The sequence below is a fragment of the Streptomyces sp. NPDC026062 genome (assembly GCF_055568375.1).
This window is the reverse complement of sequence record NZ_JBVHOQ010000087.1, coordinates 1-10,239: the sequence shown is the minus strand read 5'-3', so window position 1 is coordinate 10,239 and position 10,239 is coordinate 1. Positions and strand designations below refer to the sequence as shown.

The window sequence follows — 10,239 nt, the reverse complement described above, 5'->3', positions numbered from 1 at the left end:
GCTTGTTGTTGAACGCCAACGAGACCGCGCCCTTGGACACACCGGCCCGAGCCGCGACGTCCTTGATCGTGACCCGCGCCGGACCGCTCACCTCGTATCCGCGCAGAACAAGGCCGCCGCCACGTCGTCCTCGGTCGCACCGCCACAGCCCTCGACCCGGATCCGGACCTGCTCGCCGGGCAGCAATGTGGTGAGACCTCGGTCGGCGACGGCGTCGGGGCTCAGCCGGTCGGCCTGGAGCAGAAGATCCCTGACGAGGGTGTGCGCGTTGACCACGACATCGACCTTACCGCCGCCGCCCGGGACGGGTTCCACCTCGATGCCGAAGGCCGGCTGCTCGTAGGCGAACTCCTTGTCGGGCACCGGGAAGTACGTGGCCCGCAGACCATCCGCGTCGGCGACGAGGAACTCCTTGGCGGTGAGTTCGTCAGGCACCAGCCCGGGAGGCACCGGGAGCCGTACGACAGAACGCGCGGCCGCGGTCACCTCGTGTGTGCTGTGGCCGACCGTCCTGCCGTCGGCCTCAAGCCGGCGCAGGGTCACGGCGGTCCGCCATGGTGTGGCGGCCTGGTTGACGACGGCGAGGACGAGGCCCGTCCCCTCACCGGGCTGAAGGGTCAGCAGCCGGTCCGCGTAGACACGGCGCAGTTCGTGGTGGAGCGGCTTGGGGCGGCCGTCACCGTCGACGGCGGCCCAGGAGCTGACCGGCCAGCAGTCGTTGAGCTGCCAGACAACGGTGCCCGCGCAGGCCGGCCAGTGCGAGCGCCAGTGCTCGATGCCCGCGGCGACGGCGCGGGCCTGGACGACCTGGGTCAGATAGTGCCACCGGTCGAAGTCGCCTTCGGGCAGCGCGAAGTGGCGGGAGACTCCTCGGTCGAGCTTGCCGTTGCCGTCATCCGCCTTCTGGTGGTGCAGCATGCCCGGGGAGTCGGGGGCCAGCGTCTCATCGGGAAGCGCACGCCGGAGTGTGGCCATGGCCGGAGGGGCCTGCCAGCCGAACTCGGCGACGAACCGGGGGACGTTCGCCCGGTACTCGGCGTAGTCCTGGCGGTTCCACACCTCCCAGGAGTGGTAGGTGCCGTGGTCGGGGTCGTTGGGGTGGTGGTCCCAGGATCCGGACCACGGGCTTCCCGCTGCGTAGTGACGTGTGGGGTCGAGTTCGGCGACCAGGCGGGGCAGCAGGCCGAGGTAGTAGCCCTCGCCCCACGAGTCCCCGGCGAGTCCGGGCTCCCAGTCCCAGTCGCGGAATCCCCAGAGGTTCTCGTTGTTGCCGTTCCAGAGGACCAGGCTGGCGTGGGGCATGAGCCGGACAACGTTGTCGCGTGCTTCGGCCTCCACTTCTCCCCGCAGAGGCTGCTCCTCCGGGTAGGCCGCGCAGGCGAACAGGAAGTCCTGCCAGACCATCAGCCCGAGTTCGTCGCAGGCGTCGTAGAACGCCTCGTCCTCGTAGATGCCACCGCCCCAGACGCGCACCAGGTCGACGTTGGCGTCCGCGGCCTGTCCGAGCCGGGTGCGGTAGCGCTCGGGTGTGACGCGTGAGGGGAACACGTCGTCGGGGATCCAGTTGACGCCTCGGGCGAACATCCGCTCGCCGTTGACGACAAGGGTGAAACCCGAGCCGCGCGCGTCGGCGGTGCGGTCCAGTTCGACGGTGCGGAATCCGATGCGCCGGTGCCAGGTGTCCAGCTCGCCGTCCTCGTCGAGAAGGGTGACGTCGAGGTCGTAGAGGGGCTGTTCACCGTAGCCGCGCGGCCACCAGAGCCGGGGTCGGTCGACCGTCAGGCGGAGCACCGCCTCCTCGCCCTCGACGCGGGCTTCCGCCCGCCGGCCGGCGACCGTGGCCCGCGCCAGCAGGCTCGCGCCCGCCCCTTCGGCTGTGCGCTCCACCCGCAGCACGACCTCGACGACGCCGGTGGCTTCGTCGACGGTGACGAGCGGACGGACGGACGCGAGGCGCGCCGTCGACCAGTGCTCCAGCCGCACCGGCCGCCAGATGCCGGCGGTGACGAGCGTCGGCCCCCAGTCCCAGCCGAAGCTGCTGGCCATCTTGCGGATGTACTGGAACGGCTCGGGATACACATTGGGCCTGTCTCCCGTGAGGGCACGTACCGCCTCGGCCTCCGCGTGGGCGGAGGCGAAGTTCACCTCCAGCCGGCCGGTCAGGCCCGTGACGTCGAACCGGTAGGTGCGGTGCATGTTCCGGGTCGTGCCGATCTCCCGGTCGCCGAAAGTGATCCGGGCAGCGGTGTCCAGCCCTTCGAAGACGAGGTCGGTGCGCTCGTGCCGGCTGTCGTGGGAGACGTCGGTGGCGTAGGTCCACGAGCGCCGGCCGACCCAGGCGACCTCGGTCTCGTTGAGTCCGATGAAGGGGTCCGGAATGACGCCGGCGGCGAGCAGGTCGGTGTGGACGCAGCCGGGGACCCGAGCCGGGAGCCGGTCCTGTCCGTGGCGCAGAGTCCAGCCCTCGGTGAGCGGGGTGACGTCCTTCATGTGCGGCTCCAATCGCCCGGTACGCACGCTGGCAGATGCATGACGTCGCACAACTTAGCCCGCCAATCGATCACTGTCCATAAACCGGTCTAGTTACGCTGTCGCAACACGTCGAACATCTCGCACGCTGCTGACCTGCTCCTACGCACCGCCCGGTAACGATTACGCATCGTCATGGAAATCAGAGCTTTACCGGTTCACACCCTGGCTGCCATAGTGCCAACATCCCACGGCAGACCTGAGCCGCCATCCGAAGGAGTTGGGCAACATGGGGAAGACCAAGAAGTTCGCAGGTGCGTTTCTGGCCATCGCGACGCTGACCGTGACGGGCTGCAGCGGCGGAGGGGCCCCGTCGGCCGAGACCGCCGAAGCCCCCGCCGACCCGGGCAGCGCGACGGGCACGATCACGGTCCTGACCCAGCGGACGGACCTGGTCCAGAGCGGGGCCATGGACGGCTACGCCGCCGAGTTCAACAAGATCTACCCCAAGGTCAAGGTGAAGTTCGAAGGCCTGACCGACTACGAGGGCGAAGTCAAGATCCGGATGAACACGAAGGACTACGGCGACGTCCTCATGATCCCCGCCGCGGTCTCCAAGAACGACTACCCCAAGTTCTTCGCCCCGCTGGGTCCGTCGATCGAGATGGCGGACAAGTACCGCTTCAGCGACAAGACTTCGGTGGAAGGCAAGGTCTACGGCATCGCCCAGTTCGGCACCGCCAACGGCTTCGTCTACAACAAGGCCCTGTGGAAGAAGGCCGGCATCACCACCTGGCCGGACTCGCCGGAGGAGTTCCTCGCGGGGCTGAAGGCGATCAGGTCGAAGACCGGCGCGACGCCCTACTACACCAACTTCAAGGACGGCTGGCCGCTGGTCCAGTGGAGCAGCAACATCGGCTCGGTCACCTGCGGCGAGGACGCCAACAACAAGCTCGCCGGCCCGGTCTCCCCATGGAAGGCTTCCACCGAACTCGGGGCGATCGACACCCTGTTGTACGACATCGTCAAGGACGGCCTCTCCGAGAAGGACCCCAGCACCACCAACTGGGAAGCCTCCAAGAGCATGCTCGCCAAGGGCGAGATCGGCTCCATGATGGTCGGCTCGTGGTCGATCACGCAGATGAAGGACGCCGCGGAGAAGGCGGGGAAGAACCCCGACGACATCAGCTTCATGCCCGTCCCCCTCCAGCGGGAGAACGGACAGTGCGCCACCCTGGTGTCGGACTACCAGCAGGCCGTCAACGCCCACTCCGCGCACAAGGACGCAGCACGGGCCTGGATCGACTGGTTCACCGAGAAGTCCGGCTACTCCGCCAAGGAGGGAGCCGTCCCCACCCTGAAGTCGGCGCCCATGCCCGCCACCCTGAAGGAATTCGTTGACAACGATGTCACCTTCGTCGAGCGCTCGGAGGAGAAGACGGGCACGGTGAACGACATCGACAACGCCGCCGAGATCGGGCTCAACAAGCCCGACTACCGCCAGAAGCTGATCGACATCGCCCGCGGAGCGCAGAAGGGCAGCCTCGAAGGCTACTTCTCCGAGCTCAACAAGAAGTGGGACGAGGCGGCGAGGACCGCCGGTTCCTGACCCGGTGAGGGGCCCGGCCGCACCACACCGGCCGGGGCCCGGCCCTCCCGCGCACACGGGATGACGAAGCGGACGACGAAAGGCCCGACATGACCGAGACGACCGAGGTCGCGAGCGTGAAGACGCACCGTGCGGCGCCCTCACGTCGCAGGACCACAACCAGCGGCAACGGCCGCTCCCATGAACGCGGGACGTGGGGACGGCTGCTCCGCCGCGCGACCCCCTGGCTGTTCCTGGCAGCGCCGCTGGTGCTGCTGATCACGTTCACCTACGTACCCGTGGGCAACATGATCTATTACAGCTTCACGGACTGGGACGGGGTCAGCCCCGACCGGGACTTCACCGGAGCGGACAACTACGTCCAGATCTTCACCCGGCCCGAGCTCTTCCGGGTGTTCTTCGTGAGCTTCTACTACCTGGCGGCGTCCGCGGCCCAGATCGCCATCGCGCTGTACTTCGCCACGGTGCTCAGTTTCGATCTGCGGTTCCGCAACCTGTTCAAGGGCCTGCTCTTCTTCCCCTACCTCATCAACGGCGTGGCCATCGGATTCGTCTTCCTGTACTTCTTCCAGGACGGCGGCACCCTGGACTCGGTGCTGTCGTGGTTCGGATCGGACACCGACCACGCCTGGCTCGGAGATCCCGCATCGGCGAACACCTCGCTCGCCGGCGTCTCGGTCTGGCGCTTCACCGGCCTGAACTTCGTCCTGTTCCTCGGCGCCATACAGTCGATCCCCGGCGAACTCTACGAGGCCGCCCAGCTGGACGGCGCGACCCGGTGGCAGCAGTTCCGGCACATCATCGCCCCGAGCATCCGGCCCGTACTGAGCCTGAGCGTCATCCTGGCGATCTCCGGGTCCCTCGCTGTCTTCGAGATCCCGTGGATCATGACCGGCGGCGCCACCGGCACCTCGACGTTCGTCATCCAGACGGTGAAGCTCGCCTTCCAGTTCAACAAGACCGGGCTGGCCTCGGCCGCCGCGGTGGTGCTGTTGCTGATCATCCTGCTGATCACCTGGATCCAGCGCCGTCTCGTGCCCGACGAAAAGGTGGACCTCGTATGACCACGGCCTCGCAGACCGCCGCCCCCGCCCGCTCCGCGGCCGGACCGGGACATGTCCGTCTCCGCGGCCGTATCGGTCGCGCGCTCGTCTATCTGTCGCTCGTCACCGCCTCGCTGGTGGTACTTCTCCCCCTCAGCGTCGTCTTCCTCACGTCCCTGAAGACGTCCGAGGAAGCCACGGACGGCGGCGCGCTGTCGCTGCCGGGCAACTGGCTGAACTTCAGCAACTACGCGACCGCGTTCTCCGACGGCCACATGCTGACGGCCTTCGGCAACACCGCGTTCATCCTGCTGTTCTCCATCACCGGCACCGTGGTCATCGGTTCGATGACGGCGTACGCCATCGACCGCTTCCGCTTCCGGGCCAAGAAGCTCGTCATGGGCCTCTTTCTGATCGCCACCCTCGTGCCCGGCGTCACCACGCAGGTCGCCACCTTCCAGGTCGTCAACAGCTTCGGACTGTTCGACACCCGGTGGGCCCCGATCCTGCTCTACATGGGCACGGACATCGTGTCGATCTACATCTTCCTCCAGTTCATCCGCGGCATCCCCGTCTCTCTGGACGAAGCCGCACGGCTGGACGGCGCGAACTCGTTCACGATCTACCGGAAGATCATCTTCCCGCTGCTCAAGCCGGCGATCGCGACCGTGGTGATCATCAAGGGGATCACCGTCTACAACGACTTCTACATCCCCTTCCTCTACATGCCCTCCCAGGAACTCGGGACGGTCTCCACGGCGCTGTTCCGGTTCAAGGGACCGTTCGGAGCGCACTGGGAGAACATCTCGGCCGGGGCGGTTCTCGTGATCGTCCCCACCCTGGTCATCTTCCTGTTCCTCCAGCGCTACATCTACAACGGCTTCGCCCAGGGCGCGACGAAGTAGCGGGCGCGTGCCGGACGCCGCCCCCCATGGCCGTTCCGGTGACCCGTGACGGCCGTTCCGGCGATCCCGCAACGGAGTTCCCGGCCCCGGCGCCCGGCACCTCACACGGTCACTCGCTCAGAGTCCGACGTCACGGCCGTTGATGTCGGCGAGGGATTCGCGGCGTATCAACAGGCGGGCCCGGCCGTCGTGGACGGCGGCCACGGGCGGGCGGCCGACCGCGTTGTAACTGGACGCCATGGAGAGGTGGTAGGCGCCCGCGACCGGGATGGCCACCAGGTCTCCCGGGTGGACATCGCCGGGCAGTGCCGCGTCGGCGGCCAGTACGTCGCCCGCCTCGCAGTGCCTGCCCACGACAGTCGCCTCGCAGGGTTCGGCCGTCGAGCGGCGCCCGATGAGCCGGGGCGCGTAGCGGGCGCCGTACAGCGCGGGCCGGGGGTTGTCGCTCATCCCGCCGTCCACGGCAACGAAGACACGGCCGCCGGTGCGTTTGACGGCAAGTACCCGGTAGAGCGCCACACCCGCGGGTCCCACCAGGGCGCGGCCGGGCTCGACCGCGAGGCGGGGTGCGGGGATACCGGCGGCGGCGCAGCTCGTGGCCAGTTCGCGGCGGATGCGGTCGCCGAGGGACGGGATGTCCAGCGGCTCCTCGCCCGGCCGGTAGGCGACGGCGTGCCCGCCGCCCATGTCCAGCTCCGGCAGCACGACTCCGTGCTGCCGGTGGACCTGGGCCAGCAGCCCGACCATGCGTCGCAGGGCGGTCAGATAGGGCTTGGCCGCGGTGATCTGGGAGCCGATGTGGCAGTGCAGTCCGACCAGTTCCAGGCGGGGCTGGCCGAGGATCCTGGTGATGGCGTGCTGGGCGCTGCCGTCGTTGAGGGAGAGCCCGAACTTCTGGTCGTCCGTGCCGGTGCGGATCGCCGCGTGGCCGCCCGCGCTGATGCCGGGGATCACGCGTACCAGCACCTTCTGCCGGGCGCCGTCCGGGACGAGCGCGGAGAGCCGGGCGATCTCCCACGCGCTGTCGATGACGATCCTTCCGGCACCGAGCCGCAGTGCGGTGCTCAGGTCGTCCGGGCTCTTGGCGTTGCCGTGCAGCACGACGCGGCCGGGCGGAAAGCCGTTGGTCACGGCGAACTCCAGCTCACCGGCCGAGCAGACGTCCAGGCCGAGGCCCTCCTCCTCCACCCAGCGCAGGACGGCGCGGCAGAGGAACGCCTTCGCCGCGTAGACGACGTCGGTGTCCGGGAACGCCCGCAGATAGGTGCGGCACCGTTCCCGCACCTCGCCCTCGTCGAGGAGGTAGACGGGGGTCCCGAACCGCTCGGCGGCCTCGACGAGGGAGACGCCTCCCACCGCGACATCGCCTCGGGAGGTGAGCCGGGCGGAGGCCGGCCAGACGGAGAGACCAGCGGTGTCGGGCGGCGGGCCGGGCACCGCGTGCGGCATGGTGGGCACCGACGTCGGAGCCGGCGGGGCAGGCAGTGTGGGGTTCATGGCGTTCTCCCAGCCGGTCAGGAGGCGGACGGGGACAGCGAGGGCGCGCTGCTCGCACGCGGCGCCCCGGCCGGTCGCGGACCTCGTGCCGGACGGCGGCGCTGTGGCTCGCCCGCTGTACGGGCGCCCGGCCGGGCGACGGATGCGGTGCCGGGTCCGGGGGCGACGAGCAGGGGGTCGACCGTGAGGCGGACGACTCCCAGGGGCGCGACGAGCGCGCGTACCGCAGGCGCGGAGAGCCGGATCCAGGCCTGCTGCGGCCCGAGGGTGCGGGTCAGCCGGCGCTCGTCGGTGAAGGCGACCGCGGTACGGCCGCCGAGAGGCGTACGGAAGAGGCGTGCGCAGTAGCCCGCCGGTCCCGGCCGGGCCGGAACGAACAACGCTCCGGCCCGGTGCGCGTCAAGGGGGTCGGGGTCCTCCGCGCACTGACTGTCGTTCATGACACTCCTCATGCCTCATGGAGACGGGTGGCTCGCCCCGGTCCCGTAGCGGGCCGGGGCATGTCATCGACGCTATGCCCGCTCCCCGGGACCGGACGTGCCCGTTGGCGGCCCCTTGATCCCGAAGGCCCGGCCCTTGACGCGCGATTGACGGCGGCCGCCCCGCGAGTGCTCCATCGGCTCCGCCCACCATGGCCCTTGGCGCACGGGGCTGCCTCCTGCGCGCCCGGTACGGCTGACAGCGTGTGGCACCGCATGACGCCACATGGTGCCGCGTGGCACCAGATGGCACCGCATGGCACCGCATGGCGCCACACCGAGCGCATGAGCCCTTTCCGAGCTCCTGCCATCCAGACGGAATTCATGCCGTTTACGCAGTTCAGAGCCGCACCGACAGAGACGGCCCCGAGAATGGCGCCATACGGCTTGCCTATGGCGCCACCGTGGTGCCAATATGGGGCCATGGACCTCACCCCGTATGTCGACAACATCCGCCGTGAACTTGCGGTGGCTGCCGAGGCCGGTGGCGACGAAGCCCGCGCGCTGGCAGAGAGGCTCACCGCTCCCCTGGAGTCGGCGGCCCGGCTGACCATGCTCCACGTGCTCTCCGCCGCGATGGACGAGATCACCCGTGACATCGCTCCGGGCTCGGTCGACGTGCGGCTGCGCGGGCTCGACCCCGACTTCGTCGTGACGCTGCCGCCCACCGACAGCACCCCCATGGAGCCGGCCGCCCCCGCCGAACCGCCCAGGCCCCAGGCCCCGGTGGACGGCGAGGAGGGCGGCACCGCACGCGTGAACCTTCGCCTTCCGGCCCACCTCAAGGCGCGCGCCGAGGAGGCCGCGTCCCGCGAAGGCCTGTCGGTCAACGCCTGGCTGGTACAGGCCGTGTCGGCCGCGGTCGACGGCGGCGCCGGGCCACGCGCGACGGGCAAGAGCCAGGTACTCGGGCAGGGCTACACGGGCTGGGTGCGCTGAGGCCCTCCCGTAGCGGCACCCACCGCCCGCACCGCTTCACCCACACCACGTCCCACCAGCGGGGACGCCCACAGGACTCAAGAGGACGGGACAGCCATGCCTGATTTCGACACCCCCGAAGCGATCTCGGTCACCGCACACGTGGAGGCCGGCTCCATCCAGTTCACCGCCGGCGACCGCCCGGACACCATCGTGGAGGTGCGGCCCCGCGACGCCGGGAAGGACCAGGACTCACGGGCGGCCGCACAGACCGAGGTCACCTTCTCGGGTGGCGTACTGACCATCCGGACGCCCAAGCAGCGTTACCTGATCGGGCGCACGGGCACCGTCGACGTGACGGTCGAGCTGCCGACGGGCTCGCACATCGACGTGACCGGCGCCTGGGCCCAGGTACTCGGCGAGGGACGGCTGGGCGAGGTACGCGTGAAGACCTCGGCCGGCGACGTCCGCCTCGACGCGACCGGTCCGCTGCGCCTGACCGCGTCGCACGGATCGATCACCGTGGACCACGTCGAGGGCAAGGCCGAGATCACCACCAGTTCGGGCAGCCTGCGCGCCGGCGTCCTCGACGGTCCCGCCGTCCTGAAGAACTCGCACGGCACCACGACCGTCGGTGCCGCGACCGGCGAACTCCGGGTGAGCGGCTCCAACGGCGACATCGACATCGTCCGCGCCGAGGAGTCGGTCACCGCCACCACCGCTTCCGGCACCCTGCGCGTGGCCGAGGTCGCCCGCGGCACCGTTCAGCTGGAGACGAGCTACGGAGCCATCGAGGTCGGTGTCCGCGAGGGCACGGCCGCCTGGCTCGACGTCAGCTCCGGCACCGGTCAGGTACGCAACACCCTCACGGCCTCCGATGCCCCGGCGAAGGCCGAGGAGACCGTCAAGATCCACGCCCGCACCCGGTTCGGCAACATCGACATCCGCCGCGCCAAGGCCTGACCCCCGAGCAGCCGCTCGCGGTCCGCCCGGCTCTCAGCACCTCCCCAACAGTCGTACCCAGCAGCCCAGTTCAACAGCGCGGCACCCCACCAGCTTCCAGCCTTCGAACGGGAGGGCCCCATGCCTTCACCTGTCATGTCCACATCCACAAAGCCGGACGGTCGCCTGTCTCCGGTCGCCGTCTCCGCCGTCGGTCTGCGCAAGTCGTACGGCGACAAGGCCGTCCTGGACGGGATCGACCTCTCCATCCCCGCAGGCACCGTCTTCGCGCTGCTCGGCCCGAACGGCGCCGGCAAGACCACCGCCGTGAAGATCCTCTCCACCCTCATCACCGCCGACGGCGGCCGGATACAGAT

10 protein-coding genes are annotated in these 10,239 nt (G+C 69.5%); 6 read left to right on the top strand and 4 right to left on the bottom strand.

The features are described 5' to 3' along the window. Both ACZ4LX_RS37300 and ACZ4LX_RS37295 read right to left on the bottom strand, forming a co-directional pair. The coding region (locus ACZ4LX_RS37300) for a TetR family transcriptional regulator (protein ID WP_467651003.1) at positions 1-91 on the bottom strand (91 nt) is incomplete at its 3' end. Next, positions 88-2,490, bottom strand: a complete 2,403-nt coding sequence (locus ACZ4LX_RS37295) for a glycoside hydrolase family 2 protein (protein WP_467651676.1) — start codon at positions 2,488-2,490, stop codon at positions 88-90. The genes ACZ4LX_RS37300 and ACZ4LX_RS37295, both read right to left, overlap by 4 nt. A gap of 268 nt (positions 2,491-2,758) precedes the next feature. On the opposite strand from ACZ4LX_RS37295, the gene ACZ4LX_RS37290 reads away from it, so the two are divergent. The 3 genes from ACZ4LX_RS37290 to ACZ4LX_RS37280 all read left to right on the top strand — a co-directional run bounded on the left by ACZ4LX_RS37290 (position 2,759) and on the right by ACZ4LX_RS37280 (position 6,026). Continuing rightward, a complete protein-coding gene (locus ACZ4LX_RS37290) occupies positions 2,759-4,078 on the top strand; it encodes an ABC transporter substrate-binding protein (RefSeq protein ID WP_467651674.1) in 1,320 nt (439 codons plus the stop codon). An 89-nt stretch (positions 4,079-4,167) separates the two neighbouring features. Continuing rightward, entirely contained in the window at positions 4,168-5,142 is a 975-nt protein-coding gene (locus tag ACZ4LX_RS37285) for a carbohydrate ABC transporter permease (protein ID WP_467651673.1), read from the top strand. Next, positions 5,139-6,026, top strand: coding sequence for a carbohydrate ABC transporter permease (locus ACZ4LX_RS37280; RefSeq protein WP_467651671.1), 888 nt, complete (start codon positions 5,139-5,141; stop codon positions 6,024-6,026). Before ACZ4LX_RS37285 ends, ACZ4LX_RS37280 begins: the two co-directional genes overlap by 4 nt. Before the next feature lie 117 nt (positions 6,027-6,143). On the opposite strand, the gene lysA is transcribed toward ACZ4LX_RS37280, so the two are convergent. Together lysA and ACZ4LX_RS37270 are read right to left on the bottom strand one after the other, a co-directional pair. Continuing rightward, positions 6,144-7,475: a diaminopimelate decarboxylase gene (lysA, locus tag ACZ4LX_RS37275; protein ID WP_467651678.1), complete on the bottom strand. Its 1,332-nt coding sequence runs from the start codon at positions 7,473-7,475 to the stop codon at positions 6,144-6,146. Between the two features lie 65 nt (positions 7,476-7,540). After that, positions 7,541-7,963, bottom strand: coding sequence for an SAV_915 family protein (locus ACZ4LX_RS37270; RefSeq protein ID WP_467651669.1), 423 nt, complete (start codon positions 7,961-7,963; stop codon positions 7,541-7,543). Positions 7,964-8,425: 462 nt separating this feature from the next. Here ACZ4LX_RS37270 and ACZ4LX_RS37265 point away from each other — a divergent pair, with 462 nt between their 5' ends. The 3 genes from ACZ4LX_RS37265 to ACZ4LX_RS37255 all read left to right on the top strand — a co-directional run. Further along, a complete protein-coding gene (locus tag ACZ4LX_RS37265; protein WP_467651668.1) occupies positions 8,426-8,941 on the top strand; it encodes a toxin-antitoxin system HicB family antitoxin in 516 nt (171 codons plus the stop codon). A gap of 96 nt (positions 8,942-9,037) precedes the next feature. After that, complete coding sequence (locus ACZ4LX_RS37260; RefSeq protein WP_467651665.1) at positions 9,038-9,883, top strand: DUF4097 family beta strand repeat-containing protein; 846 nt, start codon at positions 9,038-9,040, stop codon at positions 9,881-9,883. Positions 9,884-10,018: 135 nt separating this feature from the next. Beyond that, a partial coding sequence (locus ACZ4LX_RS37255) for an ATP-binding cassette domain-containing protein (RefSeq protein ID WP_467651663.1) occupies positions 10,019-10,239 on the top strand: 221 nt, incomplete at its 3' end.

Coding starts and splice junctions, on each gene's coding strand:
- ACZ4LX_RS37295 (WP_467651676.1), bottom strand. CDS start 2,490: ATGAAGGACGTCACCCCGCTCACCGAGGGCTGGACTCTGCGCCACGGA.
- ACZ4LX_RS37290 (WP_467651674.1), top strand. CDS start 2,759: ATGGGGAAGACCAAGAAGTTCGCAGGTGCGTTTCTGGCCATCGCGACG.
- ACZ4LX_RS37285 (WP_467651673.1), top strand. CDS start 4,168: ATGACCGAGACGACCGAGGTCGCGAGCGTGAAGACGCACCGTGCGGCG.
- ACZ4LX_RS37280 (WP_467651671.1), top strand. CDS start 5,139: ATGACCACGGCCTCGCAGACCGCCGCCCCCGCCCGCTCCGCGGCCGGA.
- lysA (WP_467651678.1), bottom strand. CDS start 7,475: ATGCCGCACGCGGTGCCCGGCCCGCCGCCCGACACCGCTGGTCTCTCC.
- ACZ4LX_RS37270 (WP_467651669.1), bottom strand. CDS start 7,963: ATGAACGACAGTCAGTGCGCGGAGGACCCCGACCCCCTTGACGCGCAC.
- ACZ4LX_RS37265 (WP_467651668.1), top strand. CDS start 8,426: ATGGACCTCACCCCGTATGTCGACAACATCCGCCGTGAACTTGCGGTG.
- ACZ4LX_RS37260 (WP_467651665.1), top strand. CDS start 9,038: ATGCCTGATTTCGACACCCCCGAAGCGATCTCGGTCACCGCACACGTG.